This window comes from Acidovorax sp. LjRoot129 (genome assembly GCF_964253765.1).
GTDB lineage: Bacteria > Pseudomonadota > Gammaproteobacteria > Burkholderiales > Burkholderiaceae_C > Acidovorax.
The window spans coordinates 4,419,103-4,436,877 of the sequence record NZ_CAXUSE020000001.1; the positions used below are offsets into that span (position 1 = coordinate 4,419,103).

Consider the following 17,775-nt stretch of genomic DNA (forward strand, 5'->3'; position numbering starts at 1 on the left):
TGGAGTAGCGGTGCGGTGGCGGACAGTCAGCGCACGCCAGCTGCTGTCGTGCCAGATGGAGCGCTCACCCTACCCACGCAACGCAGCCTTTGTCCACGTCAGGCACCCCAGCGAAAAACCGGTGTTGCTCACCAGCAAGGCTCCGTGCCGGTACAGCGTGCTTGCGGCCTTGGGGTCATCCATCTGCACGGCCCACATCCCCCCCGAGCGGTCCACCCAGACCACCCTGGCGTCGACGCTCGCCAATGCGTTGAACGCCTGGTGCCCGGGCACCCCGGGCGCGAACAACACCACGATCTGTGAAGGGTCCGAAGCAGCGGGTACCGCGGCGATCGGCCCCGCCACCAGCGCCGCCGCGGCCAACGTCGCGGCAACCCTCCGTCCATCGCTGCCGCCACTCCCCGTTGCGCCGCGGCGCAGCAGCATCCAGGCGATCCATGCCGGCACGATGCCAAACGCAATGAACCAGAACAGGTCCCACGCCAAGGGAGAGGGCGAGTCGATCTTGATGCGATGAATGCCGGTGATCCAGTGCGAGACAACGCTGTCGACGATGTGCCAAACGCCAAAACCCAATAGCGCGTAACCGCACAGCTGGCGGCCGGCTCCGGGCCCGTTTGCGGCTGCGCGTGCCTTCCACAGCTTGGCCAACGCGACGGCCGCGACCACGTACATGAGGGCGTGGAAAAGCCCGTCGAACAGCACCTGCATGCGCATGTCCCGCACCGCGTCCACGTTCGACAGCAGGTGGTGCCACTGCAGGACCTGGTGCAGGAGGATGCCGTCGTAGAAACCGCCGAGCGCGAAGCCAAGCAGGATGCCGGCCCATCGGAGCGGCGACGATGAAGCGGTGGTGACCATCAGCAAACCTCCTGGGATTGGCCGATCAACGTAGCAGAAGGCCGGGCTAATGGGGGCCGCGGTTTCACACTGTTTCCGTGCGGTGGTCCGGCAGCTAGGCGGCCCTGTGTGCATCTGGTTTTGCCGGTCGCGGGTCGGGGTGTTGGCTGACAGGCCGCGCGCAAGCCGTCCGTAGCATGGGCGTTTTCAGAAAGACTGCCATGGCAAAAGAGAAACGCCGCGCCGCGCCCACACGTCGAAAGCTGAACTTGGCCTTGCAGGGCGGTGGCGCGCAAGGCGCATTCACCTGGGGGGTGCTCGACCGCCTGCTGGAGGAGGAGCCCATCGACATCGGCCGTATCAGCGGCACCAGTGCCGGCGCCCTGAACGGTGCGGCGCTGGCCACGGGCCTTGCGCGCGGCGGCCGTGCCGGGGCCAAGGAGCACCTGGCCATGCTGTGGGAGCAGGTGGCGCAGGCAGGTTCGCTGATGACTTTTTTGATGACGCCGCTGCGCAAGCCGGGCATGGGCGTGTGGGACGACATGCTGCCGCTCTTGTCGCCCTACCAGGTCAACCCCTTGGGGATGGCGCCCCTGCGGCACATCCTGGACACGGTTGTGGACGAGGGCCTGCTGCGCGAGGCGGCCGCCGCACCCAGGCTGTACGTGAATGCGCTCCATGTGCAAACCGGCAGCGCCCGCATCTTCGGCCCCGCAGACATGAGCATCGATGCCATCCTGGCTTCGGCCTGCGCGCCGCTGTCCTACCAGGCGGTCGAGATTGAGGGCGAGGCGTACTGGGACGGCAGCTATTCGGCCAACCCCGCGCTGTGGCCGCTGTACGAGGACAACCTGGACAGCGACATCCTGTTGGTAGAACTCACGCCACTGCACCGCGCCGAAACGCCGCTGTCGGCCAAGAACATCCTGAACCGCATCAACGAAGTGGCGTCGGTCAACGGGCTGGTCTCCGAACTGCGTGCTCTGGACGCCGTGAACCGCCACGTCCCCAGCGCAGACATCCGCATGCACGTGCTGAGCATTGCCAACCAGCCCGCCGGCAAGCTGGCGACCGAGCCCTCGATCAAACGCACGGTCGGGCGCGTGGTGTTTGAAATGCTGCGGCAAGACGGCCGGCGGGCGTGCGATGCGTGGCTGGATGAACACGGCGACCAGCTGGGGCAGCAGGCATCGGCGGACATTGCGGCGCTGTACCTGCAGCCCTACGCCAGCGGCGCAGCGCTCGGAAAATTGAGTGAAATTGGCCTTTAGAGCTTAATCCATAAGCGCTGATAGCTATGTTTTTCATAGCAAAACATCTTGGGCCCTTGCGCGAAAAGCGCCCGCGCGCTGCGCACAGGCCCAAAGCGCCAAAAGCGCCCAGGGCCGCTGGGGCACGCGGCGGCGCCGCCGTTTTCCAGTGACGGCGATGGTGCGTCCGGCATCTCCATCGCAGTCCCAGTCGCAGCTGTTTGGCGACGCGCCCATCGCGGCTTCCATCGATGGGCTGATCTATCAGGCAGAGTTTCTGAGCGCTGCGGAAGAACAGGCGCTGATCGGCGTCATTGCCACGCTACCGCTCCAGGCGGCCCAGTACAAGCAGTACGTGGCGCGCAGGCGCGTGGTGAGTTTTGGCGGCTCCTACGACTTTGACACCCACCGCCTCCTCCCCGCGGTGGCGCTGGACCCTCGCCTGCACGGGCTGCGGGAGCGGGTGGCCCGCTGGCTCCACGTTGCACCGCAAGCGCTGGTGCATGCGCTGGTGGCCGAATACGCGCCGGGCACGCCCCTGGGCTGGCACCGTGATGTGCCCGACTTCGAGACCATCGTGGGCGTATCGCTGGGCGGCCACGCCCTGCTGCGCTTTCGGCCGTTTCCGCCCGAGACTGCGGCGCGCAAGATGGTGCAGCTCATGGCCGCCCCCAGGTCGATCTACCAGTTGGCGGGCGACGCCCGGTGGGGCTGGCAGCACAGCGTGGCACCGACCCGGGAGCACAGGTGGTCGATCACCTTCCGCACCGCCCGCCAGTGACCTAAGCGTATTCGTCTGCCCCGGCGCCAGCGCCTACCCGCGCACTTTGCAGGCGGCCGAGATCATCCCCTTGTAGGGCTCGCCCGGGACATCCTTGAAGAGCACGGGTGCCTTGCCCTGCGCATGCTCCTCGCGCCCCACCACGTCGCCTTGCCAGTTCGGCAAGCTGTAGTAAGAAAGCCAGAGGTAGGACGCGGTACGCGACGGGCAGTGCACCACCACCTTGGCGTAGTACGAACGGTACTTGTGCCCTTTGAACGACGTGCGCGTCTGGTCCCTGGACACGCGCAAATCCAGCACCACGCGCTGGTCCATGCCCACGGGTTCGGGCCGCACTTCAATCAGGTTCTTGCCGGCCTCGTGCGGGTCTCCATGCAGCGTGAACCACGGATCATTGCCGGGTGCCGCGTGGGACGCCGCGGCAAGGCACAACAAGGTGGCACAGATCATCTGAGAAGCCCCGGTTCGGAGGAAAGGCTGGGTGGGGGATGGGCATGACGCGCCACCCACGGATTCGGCGTCGCCCGGGGTATGCACGGGCGCCGATGCCGGGGAGTCTACTTTGCCAGCGCAGACGGGTGCGGGGAGCACGGCACGGCCACCTACGTCACCCACATGCGCCATCCGACCGCAGACGGTGCCTCGGCGGCGCTCAAATGAGGTCCCCTACGTTGACCGTCAATGACCGGAGGCTTCCAATGACTGCCGCAGCATCGAACCCCACCGACCCCACCACCCGGCCCGCGCACCCCGATCCCGGTGCGACCGAGCAACCGCCGCAGGACAGCCCGCAGCGCACGCAAGAGGATTCCAACCGGCGACCTCAAGAGGTGGAAGACGAGGACGCCGACCCGGTGGGCGAACGCCACAGCGGCCATTGAATCGGCGGACGGCGCGGCAGGCGCGGCAGGCGCGGATGCAGGCGGTGCCTGCTTCGCAACGCTGAGTGCCTACCGAGCAGGCCCAAAGCCAAAAAATGGCTTGGCACGGGCGGGTTGCACCGTCTCCGCGGCGTCGTCGGCCTTGCTCTCGTCTGCAGAACCTTTGGCAGGCTTACCAGAAGGCCGCACGGGCCGGCGAGGCCCCACCTTCAGATCGTCCACCATCGCCTGCAAAGCCATCAGCCCAGCGGCCATCGCCGCCTGGTAGGTATGCTCGGCCGACTCGGCACGGTCTATTTCCGCCCAGCTCTGGTGGCTAGCGCGTTCGATCATCACCCATACAAAGTCGCCCTCGGTCGGCTCATCAACGTGCAATGCAATCGGGCGAAGCGTGGTGTCGGGCATGCCGCAGCATAGGCGGCAAGCCTGGGCAAAGAAATAGTACGAACGCCTACCAATCCGGTAAGCAACGGCCTACAGGGCCCTCGGCGGGTCCATTGCAGACTTCGGCCTAACCCCGATATCTGCACGGAGAAAATCCACCATGGCCACAGGAAGTCGAACCCTCTGGAAAGGCGCCATCACCTTTGGCCTCGTCCACATCCCTGTCGGTCTGCACACCGCGGCGAGCAGCGACGGGGTCGATTTCGATTGGCTCGACAAGCGCACGATGGACCCCGTGGGCTACAAGCGCATCAACAAGCGCACCGGCCGCGAGATCGACAAGGACAACATCGTCAAAGGCGTGGAGTACGAGGATGGCAAATACGTCATCATCAGCCCCGAAGAGATCGAGGCCGTGTTCCCCAAGACCACGCAGACCATCGAGATCGAGCGCTTCATCGACGCCAACGAAATGCCCTTCATCTTCCTGGAGCGGCCCTATTACGTGGCGCCGCTCGCCAAGAGCGAGAAGGTGTATGCGCTGCTGCGCGAGACCTTGATCGAGACCGGCAAGATCGCCTTGGCCAAGGTCGTGATTGCGACCAAGCAGCACCTGGCGGCCCTCGTGCCCTCCGGCCCGGCGCTGGTGCTCAACCTTCTGCGCTGGGGCGATGAGGTCAAGACCCTCGATTCGCTGGACCTGCCTGCTGCGGGCAAGAAGAGCGTGAGCGCCGCCGAACTCAAGATGGCCAAGCAGCTGGTCGACGAAATGTCCGGCCAGTGGGACCCGTCGGACTTCAAGGACGAGTTCCGCATCCAGGTGATGAAGCTGGTTGAGAAGAAGGCCAACGCCGGCGAAGGCAAGACCGTGCTGGAGCCTGAGGAGCAAGCGCCGCAGTCTGGCGAGGTGATCGACCTCACGGCGCTGCTGCAGCGCAGCCTCAAGGGCGGCAGCAAACCCGCACGCAAGTCGGCAGACGCAGCCCCCGCCAAGAAGGCCAGCGCCAAAACCGCTGCCGCAAAAAAATCGAGCACCACCCCCCAGAAAAAGGCGGCCTAAACACAACCCGCCACCCATAGGAGAAAACCATGGCAGACGACAAAACCAACTCTGGCGGCCAGGACCGCACACGCATCAGCCTGAGCGAGGACTACGAGGTGCGCGACTGGGCCAAAAAGTTCGGCGTGACGCCGGATGAACTGAAGGCCGCAGTAAAAGCGGCCGGCAACGACGCGAAGGCGGTAGAAGCACATCTAAAGGGCAACCGGTAACGCAGTTGTGCGCGTTGCCACCTGGAATATCAACAACGTCAACAAGCGGATCGATCTGCTTGTCGATTGGCTGCAGCGCACGCAGCCCGAAGTGGTGGCGCTGCAGGAGCTCAAGTGCCCTACCGCAGACTTCCCCACCGCGGCGGTTGAAGCCGCCGGGTACCACCCGGTGGTGGTGGGGCAGCGCACGTGGAACGGCGTCGCGTTGCTGAGCCGCGGGCATGAGCCGTTGACCGTGGTGACCTCGCTGCCGGGGGACCCGGCAGACAAGGAGGCGCGGTACGTCGAGGCCGCCATCAACGGCGTGCTCTGCGCCTGCCTGTACCTGCCCAACGGCAACCCCCAGCCGGGCCCCAAGTTTGAGTACAAGCTGCGCTGGTTCGAGCGCATGAAACGCCGCGCGCAAGAGCTGTGGGATTCGGGCTACCCCGTGGTGCTGCTTGGCGACTGGAACGTGGTGCCGACCGACGCCGATATCTACAAGCCGGACACATGGCGCGACGACGCGCTCCTGCAGCCCGAGCCCCGCGCGGCCTACGCCGACATCCTGGCCCAGGGCTGGACGGACGCCATTGCCCACACGCACCGCCGCAAGGCCGTGCCCTTCACCTTCTGGGACTATCGGCGCAAGCGCTGGGAGCGCGACGCGGGTCTGCGCATTGACCACATCCTTGCGGGCCAGCAGTTCAAAGTCGTGGACGCCGGCGTGGACCGCGAGGAGCGCGGCCATGAGGGCGCCAGCGACCACGCCCCGGTGTGGGCCGAGCTGGCGCTCAAGAAGACGGCCGCGCCGCGCAAAACCGCTGCCACCGCCGCCAAACGCGATGCCGCGCCAACGCGCGCCTCCAAAGCAGCGCAGGCATCGGATGCCGCCCCGCCGCCGCTGGCGCAATACCACGCCAAGCGCGATTTCAGCAAGACGGCCGAGCCTGCCGGCGCGGTGGCTCGTCGCAGCAAGGCCGTCACCGCCGATCACCCGGAGCCGCTTCAATTCGTCATCCAGAAACACTGGGCGTCGCGCCTGCACTACGACTTCCGGCTGGAGCTCGATGGCGTCATGGTCAGCTGGGCCGTACCCAAAGGCCCCTCGTACGACCCGGCGGTGAAATCGATGGCAATCCATGTCGAGGACCACCCCATCGACTACAACAGCTTTGAGGGCAACATCCCCAAGGGTGAATACGGCGCCGGCACGGTCATCGTCTGGGACCGCGGCACGTGGGAGCCCGTGGGTGACCCGCGCGAGGGCCTGGCCAAAGGCAAGGTCATCTTCCAGCTCCATGGCCAGAAGCTGGCCGGCCTGTGGGAGCTGGTACGGATCTCCAAGCCCGGCGAAAAAAAGCAGGACCAGTGGATGCTGTTCAAAAAGCGGGGCGACGCATGGGCGCTGCCGAGCACCGAATACAACGTCATCACCGCCCTGCCTGACAGCGTGGTGGAGAAGCCACTCGGGTTGATTGAAGAGCGCGAACCCAGGGGTGCGGGGTCGGCCGGAAAAACCGGGGGCCTCAGCAAGAGCAGTTCACCTGGCGCCGCGTCGGCACTGGCGGGCGCAAAGAAAACCCGCCTGCCTGCCAAGCTCGCACCGCAGCTGGCCACGCTGGTCGCATCCATCCCCGAAGGCGACTGGGTCATCGAGACCAAATTCGACGGCTACCGGGTGCTGGCGCGCATCGAGGGTGATGACGTGCGGGTCTTCACCCGCAACGGCAACGACTGGACAGACAGGCTTAAAACCATTGCCGACGCGGTGGCGGCCCTGGGCCTGAGCAGTGGCTGGCTGGACGGGGAGATCGTGGTCCTCAATGACGCGGGTGTGCCGGACTTCAACGCCCTGCAAAATTCCATCGACAGCGCGCGCACACGGGACATCGTGATGTTTGTATTCGATGTGCCGTTTCTGGGCGACATGGATCTGCGCTCGACGCCCCTGCGGGCGCGGCGGGCGGTCCTCAAGGACCTGTTTGACGCACGCCAGAGCGAGACCATTCGGTTCAGCCCGTCGTTTGAGGTGGCACCAGCGCAATTGCTGGGTGCAGCGTGTGCGATGGGGCTCGAAGGGGTGATCGTCAAACGGGCCGATGCGCCCTACGTCTCTGGGCGCACCGAGACGTGGATGAAGCTCAAATGCCAGCACCGCCAGGAGTTTGTGGTGCTGGGCTTTACCAACCGCACGGGCGCGTCCAAGGAAGTCGGCAGCCTGCTGCTGGGCTACCACGAGGACGGCCAGCTCCACCATGCCGGTTCGGTCGGCACCGGCTGGGACTCAGCCGGCGGCAAGGAGCTGCATGCCCGCCTTGTCCCGCTGGAAACCACCACGCCCCCCGTGAGCGCGGCTGAAGTCAAACCCGGCAGATGGTCCAAGCGCAGGGCCGGCAGCGAGCGCTGGGTGAAACCTTCGCTGGTGGTGGAAGTGGCCTTTGGCGAGTGGACGCCGGACAGACGGGTGCGCCATGCCGTGTTTCGCGGCATCCGCACCGACAAGCCCGCCAGCGAGATCGTTCGGGAGCGCCCCCAGTCGCCCCCCGCCCCGGCGCCCGCAGCGCCAAAACCCAAGGACACGACGGGCGCGGTCAAGATCACACATCCTGAACGGGTCATCGACCCCACGACGGGCTTGCGCAAGGTCGACCTGGTGCGGTACTACGAGAGCATTGCCGAGTGGATGCTGCCGCATTTGAAGAACCGACCGGCGTCGCTGGTGCGGGCGCCCACGGGCATCACCGGCGAGCTGTTTTTTCAGAAGCACCTTGAAAGCAAGATGCCCGGGGTGAAAGAGCTTGACCCTGCGCTGTGGCCCGAGCACGCCGCGCTGCTGGGCGTGGATTCCGTCCGGGCGCTGCTGTCGGCCGCGCAGATGAACGTGGTGGAGTTTCACACCTGGAACTCGAAGGTCGCGCGCATCAACCAGCCCGACCGGTTCATCCTGGACCTGGACCCTGGCGAGGGCGTCACCTGGCCGATGCTGCAGGAGGCGGCCGAGCTCACCCGGGTGATGCTGACGGAGCTGGGCCTGGAAAGCTGGCTCAAGACCAGTGGCGGCAAAGGGCTGCACGTCGTAGTGCCCATCGCACCCAAGTGGGATTACACCGAGGTCAAGGCGTTCTCGCAGGCGGTGGTGAAACACATGGCCAAGGTCATCCCGTCCAAGTTCGTTGCGGTGATGGGCGGCAAGAACCGGGTGGGCAAGATCTTCATCGACTACCTGCGCAACGGCCACGGGCAAACCACGGTGTGTGCGTTTTCGGCACGCTCGCGGCCGGGCATGGGGGTGTCCATGCCCGTAGCGTGGGAGCAGTTGCGCGAGCTCAAGGGCGGAGCCCAGTGGACCATTGCCACGGCGCGGGAATATCTGAGCTTTCAGAAGGACGACCCGTGGAAAGCGTACTGGAATAAGAAGCAATCCATCCAGCAGGGGATCAAGATGCTCCAGTGAGCGCTCCGCCGGCCCCCCTGTCACGCCCGACTACGGGAATCAACCAGCCGTCCGGGCACTCCGACACCCCCCGCGCCAGGGTAAATCCGCCTCCGGCCGGGTCCTGTCTGGTTACCATTCTTCATGCCCTTGAACTCTGCGATCTCTCTGAGGCGCGCCGAGCAGCAGCGCCGTCAACTGAGGTGGCTGTTGATCGGCGGCAATGTGCTGCTCGGAGCGGCGTTGACTGCCTTGGTCATTTCCGTGCTCGCATCCTCCCGCGAGATCCATGAGAAACAGGCGCTGTCGACCGCCGAGCAGTTTGCGGCGATTGCCAGCGCCAATTTGCAGTCCGAGCTCGGCGTGATCGACACCGCCCTGCGGATATCGGTGGACGACCTGCAGCGGGCAGGTTTCGGGGCCGGCGCCAGTGCCAAAGATATCAATACCAGCCTGGCTGCAAAACACAGCGTTCTGGACACCGTAGAGGGCTTTCGCCTGGCCGACGAGAACGGCTTGGTGCGCTGGGGAAACCTCGCCGAGAGCTCCGAGCCGCCCAACATCACCAACCGCGACTTTTTTCACCAAGCCAAGGAGTCGGCGTCGAGCAAACCCGTGGTGTCGGGGCCGGTCCAGTCCCGGGTGTCGGGCAATTGGGTGGTGATCGTCGCGCGGCCCCTGGCGTGGGGCGGAAAGTTCCGGGGCGTGCTCTACGCCACCGTCACGGTGGACCACTTTGTCGACATCTTCAAGCGCTACGAGCTGAACGACGGCGACGTCGTTTCCTTGCGCAGCGACGACCTTCGGCTGTTGGCCCGATGGTCCCCCGGCAGCGCTGCCACAAGCGAAGTGGGGAACCAGCAGGTGCCGCAAGAGTTGCTCACGGCACTGAGCCACAACCGGTCAGGGGGAAGCTTCATGGCCACCTCGAGGATCGACGGGCGCAAGCGCACCGTGGCCTACCGGCAGGTGGATGGGTGGCCGTTCCTGGTGATGGCGGGGCTCGACAACGAGAAATTCTTCGCGCAGTGGGTCGAGGAGATGCGAACCGTCTCGATGCTCGCCAGCCTGGTGTGGGCGTTGAGCTGCGCAGCGGCTGTGGTCGTCTACCGGTTCAGCCTGCGCGAGCTGTCCGCAGTGAGTGCGCTCGGTGTGCAAATACGTCACATGCAGACCCTGCTGCGCGTGGCGGGCGACGGCATCCACATCGTGAATCCGGACGGAAAGCTGATCGAGCTGAGCGACTCCTTTGCGGAGATGCTCCAGTCTTCACGCGAGAAGCTGCAGGGCCAGCATGTGTCGAACTGGGACGCCAACCAGGACAGCGCTCGCATCGGTGCGTGGCTGAGCAAGATCAAGGACGGGGACCGGCAGCGTGTGGAGGTGCAGCACCGGCGCGCCGACGGCAGCATCATCGATGTGGACCTGCACTGGCACGCGGTGGAAATCGACCAGCAACTTCTGATCTTCGCGTCCGCCAGGGACATCACCGTACAGAAGCATCTGCTGCAGAGCCTGGAAGAGTCTTCCGCCCGGATCCGCGACCTGTACGACCAGGCCCCGTGTGGCTACTTTTCGCTCGATGCCGAGGGCCGCTTTGTCCATGTCAACGCAGTTGCGGCCCAGTGGCTGGGCGGGCCGGCACTGGGGGCCGATCATCAGTTTGCCGAGATCCTGGATGCGACCACCCGGCAGCACTTCAGGGACCATTTCATCGCGCTGGCCACCCAGGACCACGCGCCCGAAATCGACATCTGCCTGTCCCCCGCCCACGCCGAGCGGCGCTACGTGCGCATCCACTCCACAGCGGTGCGTGATGCCGACGGCAATTTCATGATGAGCCGCACCGTGGCCCTGGACATCACCGCACAGCGAGAAGCACAGCAGCAGGTGCAAGCGCTGCTGCGGGACCAGTCGGCCATGCTCAACAGCGATGTGGTCGGAATGGTCAAGCTGCGGGATCGCAAGGTGAGCTGGAAGAACGCAGCCTTTGAAAAGATGCTGGGTTACGGAGCGGGCGAGCTGGACGGGATGGACATCGAACAGTTGTGTGCGGAACCGGACGAGCAGCATGCGCTCGCGCAGGACACGCTGCTGCTGATGGGCCGGGGTGAAAACTACCGCGACGATGTGCGCCTGAAACGCAAAAACGGGGAGGCCCTCTGGGTGGACCTCAACGGTGTGCAGTTGTCGGACGAAGAGTCGTTCTGGATGGCCGTGGACATCTCCGAAGCCAAGCGTGCCCATGCGCAGATCAGCCACGTGGCCTTTCACGATGCGCTCACACAGCTCCCGAACCGGCTGCTCCTGCTCGACCGGATGCAGCAGGCCCTGGCAGGGGCCGAACGGTTCCGGCATGAGGTCGCGGTGTGCTTCATCGATCTGGATGGATTCAAGGCTGTCAATGACGCGTACGGCCACGAGACGGGCGACCGGCTCCTCGTCGCCATCGCCGCGCGGATCTCGGGCAGCATCCGGGCGACGGACACCGCAGCGCGGTTGGGCGGCGACGAGTTTGTGCTGCTGCTCGCGCCTCTGTCAGGGGATGAGTGGCGCGCCATCCTCGAGCGACTGTTGCGATCCGCAGACACGCCGATTCAGCTTGCCGAGGGCCTGGAGGTCAGCGTGGGCATGAGCATCGGGGTGGCGTTGTCCAGGGGGCGTACGCAGGCCGAGGTGCTGCTGGCCGAAGCCGATGAAGCGATGCTGCATGCCAAGCGGTCTGGCAAGCGCCAAATTCACCTCGCGGATGGACCGCTGTGAGCGGTCCGGCGTGCAGGCCTCCCCGCTTCACGTGGGTGCCGGCAACTTACGCCAACGGCCCTCACACCGAAAGGAGGCTACGTTGGGCTCGGTCCTTTAAACACAGCCGAGATCCATTGAAAGAACATTCGGATGTTGGAATCCGAACACAAAACCGACGGCCACCGAGGGTCGTGACGAATGGGTTTTAATCTGAACCGCAACGTATCGCGTGCTGGCCCCGCACGCCGGATTTACTTCACAACAGGAACGTCATTCAAGGACTGAACATGCGGGACAGCCCACGCACAGCCAAAAACGCTCCCGACCAAGCCGGTGCATCAGTTCGATGGCTCCGGTTGCTGGCCATCCTCAGCATCGCAGTGCCGTTGTTCATCTATCTCGTCGTGGGGGCCGCGCGGTATGTGTCCGCCCGCGACGATGCTGCGGTGCGGGTGAGCCGCTCGCTGCGCGTGGCCCACGAACATGCGTCCAAGGTCATTGCCGCGTCGGAAGCGCTGCAAGACAAAGTGTTTGCGCTCGTGAACGGCCGGAACGCGACGGACTTGCGCCGCAACGAATCCGCCTTGCACGAGGCCTTGCGCAACCGAACAGTGGACCAGCCGCAGATCCAGTCCATCCTGATCCTGGATGCTCAGGGCAAGACGGTGGCGAGCAGCCGCCTCTTGCCGTTTCCGGTGCTGGACCTGTCCGATGGCGAGTACTTCCGTGTCCACCAGCAAGGCGCTCAGGGTACGCACCTCTCCAAACCCATCATCACCAGGACGTCCAAGGAATCGGTGCTGAACTTGAGCATGGCGTTTCGCGACGACCAGGGAAACTTCGGCGGGGTGATTAACGTGAGCCTGCTCACGTCATATTTCGGGGCTTACTACAGCGATCTGGTGGCGGACGACCCAGGGCTGGCAGTCAGCGTGTTCAGGGAAGGCGGGGAGATCTATACCCGCTGGCCCAATCTCGGCAAGGCGCCCGACAAGCTGTCCCCCGACGGCCCGGTGATGACAGAACTGAGCAAAGGGGCAGAGTCGGCGCAACTGCGCGGAATTTCGTCCTTGAATGGAGAAGACAGCTTTCTGGCCTATCGCAAGGTGGGCAACTATCCGCTGTATATCGGCGCCGGCATGAGCCTGGCGGCGCTGCGCAACGAGGTGCTTTCCGAGCTGGGAGTATTGTTTGCAATGGGTGCGCTGCCGGTCGCGGCGCTGTTCCTCACCGCCACCATCGCACTGCGCAACGCCAGAACCGCGCTGGAGACCATGGAAAGCCTGGAGCGCGAGATTGAAACCCGCCGCCGCGCCGAAGAGGCGCTGCTGCAGGCCCAGAAGCTCGAGGCGCTGGGGCGCCTCACCGGAGGCGTAGCGCACGATTTCAACAATGCGCTGATGGTCATCAGCAACAACCTGCACCTCATCAAACGCACCACGCCCGGCGTGGCCACCAAACAGGTGGATTCCATCGCGCGCGCCGTGAAATCCGCCACCAACCTGACCCGCCAGCTGCTGGCCTTCTCGCGCCGACAACCCCTGGTGGCAGAGCATGTGGTGCTGCAAGAAAAACTCCCCTCCATCAAGGACCTGATCAGCCCTGCGGTCGGCAGCCAGATCCAGCTGGACGTGCAGGTCGACCCCGACACCGCGCCCGTGACCCTCGACTTGGCAGAGCTTGAACTGGCCCTGCTGAACCTGGCCATCAACGCCCGGGATGCAATGCCCAAGGGCGGCTCGCTCACGATCCGCGCGCGCAACGCCACCGAGTCCGACGCCAGCGGCCCCACTGCAGACATGGTCCTCATCGAAGTCGCCGACACGGGGACTGGGATTGCGCCCGAACTTCTCAGCAAGGTTTTTGAGCCGTTCTTCACGACCAAAGCCGTGGGCGAGGGTACGGGCCTGGGCCTGAGCCAGGTGTATGGCATGTGCCAGCGGGTGAACGGGCGGGCGGAGATTGCCAGCGAGGTCGGTGTCGGCACGCGCGTGCGCCTGCTTCTGCCCAGGGCCGACGAGCAGCCAGAAACGGAGGCCGCGCCCGACCCGACACTGTCGTCGCTGGACAAGTCTGTGCTCATGGTCGAGGACAACGAGGACGTCGCCGCATCGCTGCTCCCGATCCTGGAGTCCCTCGGATGCCGGGTGACGCACGTGGACCGTACCGCTAAGGCCCGCAACCTGCTGGAGCAAGGCGTGCGCCCGGACATCGTGCTGTCCGACGTCGTGATGCCCGGTGACATGGATGGGGTGGGCCTGGCGCAGTACATCCGCAAGACATGGCCACAGCAGCAGCTGTTGCTGATGACGGGCTACGCCGAACAATTGGACAGCATCCGCAACCTGGGCTTCGAGGTTCTGCCCAAGCCGTGCACGCCGCAGATGCTCTACACGGCGCTGGCGAAGCTGGTCAAGAATGGGCCGCCCCGCGCCCTGGCTTGAGAACCTCGGCGAGGTGTCAGGCCCGTTGAGAAACTGCTTGCCAAGATCAAAGCAAGGGCGTGTTGTCTGACACGGCCGCAGGCCGCCGTCTGTCAGACCGATGGCGTGCACGTCCTTCATCATCGCGGGCTTGCCGATGCAAGACGGATCATTCCGCTCCCCCACACCCGTCAGCAGCATCTCCGCCTGCGTGGGCGTAGGTTTCCATCTCCGCAATGCCGACGGGCCCGCGAACTCCCGAGGAGCCCGGACTCTTCCTCGCGCCACCCTCAAGCGCAACCCGAGAAAGCAGAATGACAACAACAGTACGCAACAACGTGCGAGTTTTAGGCTCGGGACCGGCGACCTTATTCTTTGCGCACGGTTTCGGGTGCGACCAGAACATGTGGCGCCTGCTAGCGCCCGCCTATGCGGAGCGCTATCGCACAGTGCTGTTCGATCTGGTGGGCAGCGGCAATTCGGACCTGAAGGCGTTCGATCCCGTTAAATACGGCAGCCTGCAGGGCTACGCAGATGATCTGCTGGAAATCATCCGGGAGTTCGGTGAAGGGCCCTCCATCGTGGTGGGGCACTCCGTGAGCGCAATGATCGGCATGCTGGCCGATGTGGCGGCGCCGGGGAGCGTTGCTGCACACGTCATGGTGGGGCCATCGCCGTGCTACATCAACGACGGCGACTATGTCGGCGGCTTCTCGCGGGAGGACATCGAGTCGCTCCTGGACGCCCTCGAAAGCAACTACCTGGGCTGGTCCAGCACCATGGCGCCGGCCATCATGGGCGCACCCGAGCAGCCTGCACTGGGGCAGGAACTGAGCAACAGCTTTTGCCGGACCGACCCCGAGATCGCCAAGCATTTCGCCCGCGTGACTTTTCTTTCAGACCATCGGGAGCAGTTGCCCCTCCTGGCCAGCCCGACGCTGATCTTGCAGTGCGACGAAGACATGATCGCGCCCATCGCCGTTGGCGAGTACATGCACCGCGTCCTGCCGCGCAGCACGTTGAAGATCATCGAGAACGTGGGGCACTGCCCCCACCTCAGCCAGCCCAGCGCCAGTGCCAGCGCCATGGACGCATTTTTGGTGGCACAAGGTCTCTGACATGGCCCAGGAAGGCGGTGGCATCGACTTCGACCCGCTCGAGGACCTTCCTTGCGGCGTGCTCACCACCGACTCCAAAGGCCTGATTCTTCACACCAATTCCACGTTCTGCGAATGGACGGGATACCACTGTGACGAAGTGATCGGGCTGCGCCGACTGCAGGACTTTCTGTCCATGGGTGGTCGGATTTTTTATCAGACCCACTTGGCGCCCTTGTTGGTGATGCAAGGCTCGGTGTCCGAGGTGAAGCTGGACATTCAGCACCATGACAAGACGACCATCCCCGTGGTCATCAACGCCAAGCGCTACCAGCGCAATGGCACCTGGTTCCTCCGCGTGGCAGCGTTCGTGGCGAGGGACCGCGACAAATACGAACGTGAGCTGCTCGTGTCCCGCCAGAACTTGGTCGGGATGGTGGCCGAAGCCACACGGCTCAAAAAACAATCGGAAGACCGCGCGCTTTTTGCCGAGCAGATGATCGGCATCGTGAGCCACGACCTCCGCAATCCGCTGTCCACCATTCGCCTCGGTATCCAGCTCCTGGAAAAGCGCGGAGTGACGCCGGACCAGAAAGAAACGCTTGGCCGGGTTCACCGCGCGGCCGACCGGGCCAGCCAGCTCATCAAGGACCTGCTGGACTTCACCTCTGCGCGCATCGGCAGCGGCTTGGCGGTGGCGCTCAAGCCAGTCGACTTGCACCACGTGGTCGCGCTTGCTGTCGAAGAGCTTTCGCTCGCCTTTCCCGACCGCCGGATCGACCACGTCCTCTGCGGCGAAGGAGCGTGCGAAGCGGATGCGAACCGGGTGACGCAGGCCCTGGGCAACCTGGTGGCCAACGCCGTGGCCTATGGGCAGTCCGATACCGCAGTCACGGTCACATCCACCGTGGGCTCGGCCGGCTGGCGGGTGAGCGTACACAACTGGGGCGTTCCGATCGCCCCCGAAGCGATAGATCAGTTGTTCATGCCCATGGTGCGCGGCGTGGCAGAAGACAGCGGAAACCGCAATGTGGGCTTGGGCCTTTTTATCGTCAATGAAATCGCCAAGGCGCATGGCGGTGCATTGCACGTGACATCAACCCAGGAACTGGGCACTGAGTTTTCAGTGGCAGCGCCTCACGCGGGCGAGGCCTCCGGCTGACCGGCCAAGCCATCCGCCCCTGTGGGGCGAGGGTCGCTGAAAAGGCCTATGGTGGGCCCGCGCGCTGGCGGGCCCGTTCAAAGGCGCCCATCCGAGCGCGCAGCAGGCGGTGTGGGGCCCGGCCCGGCACTCCTGCGGGCACGCAACAACCACATGCCCGCCATGACCACCGCAACCCCGACCTGAAGCGCAGGCGGCAGGTCGTCCACGCTGCTGGTGGCTGCTGGCTGCGGCTCCTTCGCAGGCAGCCCCACCCTGTCGAGCTTGGCCTGCCACTCGGGCGCCAGGGCCTGCGCGCCCTCGCCCGCGCCTTGTGCGGCAGCTCCCGAAGCGGGCCGGTGCGAACCCCGCTCAATCGCATACACCTTGGTGAACTCGGCCCCGAAGAGAAAGATCTGCGCCGCGTAGTAAACCCAGATCAACAGAACGGCAATGGACCCTGCGGCCGCGTACGTCGAGCTGACGCCTGCTTTGCCCACATACAGCGCGATCAACACCTTCCCGATCTCAAAAAGCGCAGCGGTGACGGCAGCGCCAATCCACACATCGCTCCACGCGATCTTGACGGACGGCATGAGCTTGAAAATCATGGCGAACAATGCGGCCTCGACACACAGCGATAACGCCAGATTCAAGCCTTGCAGAAGAAGCTCCCAGCCGGGCATCAGGCCTGAGAAATAGGATCCTGCGGCCGCCACTGCAGCACTCACCACCAGCGAGGCGCTCAACAAAAAAGCAAGCCCTAGGATCAGGCCAAACGACAGAAACCGCGCCCGCAGAAGGCCCCACAGGCCGCTGGGCTTCGCCTTCTCAGGCACATGCCAGATGCGGTCCAGCGCGCTTTGAATTTCGGCGAACACCGTCGTTGCGCCCACGATCAGCAGACCGATGCTGATCCCACTCGCCACAACGCCCTCGGTGGGCTCACGGGCGCTGCTGATGAGCCCCTGGATCGCTGTGGCGCCGTCGTTTCCTACCAGCCCTGAGATCTGGCTGTGCAGCGAACCGCGCACTGCCTCTTCGCCAAATACGTAACCGGCCACCGCAATCACGATGATCAACAGCGGCGCAATCGAAAACACGGTGTAGTAGGCAATGGCGGCACCCATGCTGGGCGCGTAGTCGTCAATCCACTCGTTCACCGATTTTTTCAGGATAGCCAGGATGGACTGCAGTTTCATGGTCAGGTCACGGTAGATCGGATGCTGGCGAGGGCACGGCCGAAGTCTGGTGCAGCCGCGCCCATGGAGGCCTTGCAGACCGCTCCGGGCTAGCTCGGCAAGGAGATGCTCCAAACGCCATGCCATTTTTTACGCAGGGGAAACCATGGCGCGTAGGACGGCTTCACTGAACATGTCCGTCCGGCAGGCAGGCAGCTCCCATTTGAGGCGCGCATGGACGCTCTGGAACGGAGCCCTTGTGCTCCCTCTACCGAACGCAGGGAGCCGCACTGGTTCGCGGTGTCCGACAAAGGCACGCGCCCCGGTCCGTCGGACGGCCTGTCGGGCCCGCGCCCATGATCACC

14 protein-coding genes are annotated in these 17,775 nt (G+C 64.7%); 10 read left to right on the plus strand and 4 right to left on the minus strand.

Features of this window, described 5'->3' with window-relative positions; genetic code table 11:
• Positions 1-69: 69 nt before the first annotated feature.
• Complete coding sequence (locus tag ACSQ3Q_RS20250; protein ID WP_436136122.1) at positions 70-861, minus strand: DUF2243 domain-containing protein; 792 nt, start codon at positions 859-861, stop codon at positions 70-72.
• A 200-nt stretch (positions 862-1,061) separates the two neighbouring features.
• Here ACSQ3Q_RS20250 and ACSQ3Q_RS20255 point away from each other — a divergent pair, with 200 nt between their 5' ends.
• Both ACSQ3Q_RS20255 and ACSQ3Q_RS20260 read left to right on the plus strand, forming a co-directional pair.
• On the plus strand, positions 1,062-2,111 hold the full coding sequence (locus ACSQ3Q_RS20255; RefSeq protein WP_436136123.1) for a patatin-like phospholipase family protein: 1,050 nt from the start codon (positions 1,062-1,064) through the stop codon (positions 2,109-2,111).
• Positions 2,112-2,268: 157 nt separating this feature from the next.
• Positions 2,269-2,871 carry an alpha-ketoglutarate-dependent dioxygenase AlkB gene (locus ACSQ3Q_RS20260; RefSeq protein ID WP_436136124.1) on the plus strand — a complete coding sequence of 201 codons (603 nt, stop codon included), beginning with the start codon at positions 2,269-2,271 and terminating at the stop codon, positions 2,869-2,871.
• A 33-nt stretch (positions 2,872-2,904) separates the two neighbouring features.
• Here ACSQ3Q_RS20260 and ACSQ3Q_RS20265 read toward each other — a convergent pair whose 3' ends face one another.
• On the minus strand, positions 2,905-3,321 hold the full coding sequence (locus tag ACSQ3Q_RS20265) for a surface-adhesin E family protein (protein WP_436136125.1): 417 nt from the start codon (positions 3,319-3,321) through the stop codon (positions 2,905-2,907).
• Between the two features lie 248 nt (positions 3,322-3,569).
• Between ACSQ3Q_RS20265 and ACSQ3Q_RS20270 the strand changes: the two genes are divergently transcribed.
• Positions 3,570-3,752 (plus strand): hypothetical protein, encoded by a 183-nt coding sequence (locus tag ACSQ3Q_RS20270; protein ID WP_436136126.1) that lies wholly within the window; start codon positions 3,570-3,572, stop codon positions 3,750-3,752.
• A 69-nt stretch (positions 3,753-3,821) separates the two neighbouring features.
• Here the strand turns inward: ACSQ3Q_RS20270 and ACSQ3Q_RS20275 are convergent, their stop codons facing one another.
• The gene (locus tag ACSQ3Q_RS20275) at positions 3,822-4,157 is read right to left on the minus strand and encodes a hypothetical protein (RefSeq protein WP_436136127.1); all 336 of its coding nucleotides are present in this window, start codon (positions 4,155-4,157) and stop codon (positions 3,822-3,824) included.
• Between the two features lie 139 nt (positions 4,158-4,296).
• Between ACSQ3Q_RS20275 and ACSQ3Q_RS20280 the strand changes: the two genes are divergently transcribed.
• From ACSQ3Q_RS20280 to ACSQ3Q_RS20310, 7 genes are all read left to right on the plus strand, one after another.
• Positions 4,297-5,196: a Ku protein gene (locus ACSQ3Q_RS20280; RefSeq protein WP_436136128.1), complete on the plus strand. Its 900-nt coding sequence runs from the start codon at positions 4,297-4,299 to the stop codon at positions 5,194-5,196.
• Positions 5,197-5,225: 29 nt separating this feature from the next.
• Positions 5,226-5,408, plus strand: a complete 183-nt coding sequence (locus tag ACSQ3Q_RS20285) for a DUF3606 domain-containing protein (protein WP_436136129.1) — start codon at positions 5,226-5,228, stop codon at positions 5,406-5,408.
• A gap of 7 nt (positions 5,409-5,415) precedes the next feature.
• Entirely contained in the window at positions 5,416-8,844 is a 3,429-nt protein-coding gene (gene ligD, locus ACSQ3Q_RS20290) for a DNA ligase D (RefSeq protein WP_436136130.1), read from the plus strand.
• A gap of 243 nt (positions 8,845-9,087) precedes the next feature.
• Entirely contained in the window at positions 9,088-11,586 is a 2,499-nt protein-coding gene (locus ACSQ3Q_RS20295) for a diguanylate cyclase domain-containing protein (protein ID WP_436136131.1), read from the plus strand.
• A gap of 269 nt (positions 11,587-11,855) precedes the next feature.
• Positions 11,856-14,012 (plus strand): hybrid sensor histidine kinase/response regulator, encoded by a 2,157-nt coding sequence (locus ACSQ3Q_RS20300; protein WP_436136132.1) that lies wholly within the window; start codon positions 11,856-11,858, stop codon positions 14,010-14,012.
• A gap of 293 nt (positions 14,013-14,305) precedes the next feature.
• Positions 14,306-15,109, plus strand: a complete 804-nt coding sequence (locus ACSQ3Q_RS20305) for an alpha/beta fold hydrolase (protein WP_436136133.1) — start codon at positions 14,306-14,308, stop codon at positions 15,107-15,109.
• Position 15,110: 1 nt separating this feature from the next.
• Positions 15,111-16,250, plus strand: coding sequence for a PAS domain-containing sensor histidine kinase (locus ACSQ3Q_RS20310; RefSeq protein WP_436136134.1), 1,140 nt, complete (start codon positions 15,111-15,113; stop codon positions 16,248-16,250).
• Between the two features lie 77 nt (positions 16,251-16,327).
• Here ACSQ3Q_RS20310 and ACSQ3Q_RS20315 read toward each other — a convergent pair whose 3' ends face one another.
• Positions 16,328-17,431 carry a YihY/virulence factor BrkB family protein gene (locus ACSQ3Q_RS20315; protein ID WP_436136135.1) on the minus strand — a complete coding sequence of 368 codons (1,104 nt, stop codon included), beginning with the start codon at positions 17,429-17,431 and terminating at the stop codon, positions 16,328-16,330.
• Positions 17,432-17,775 lie beyond the last annotated feature (344 nt).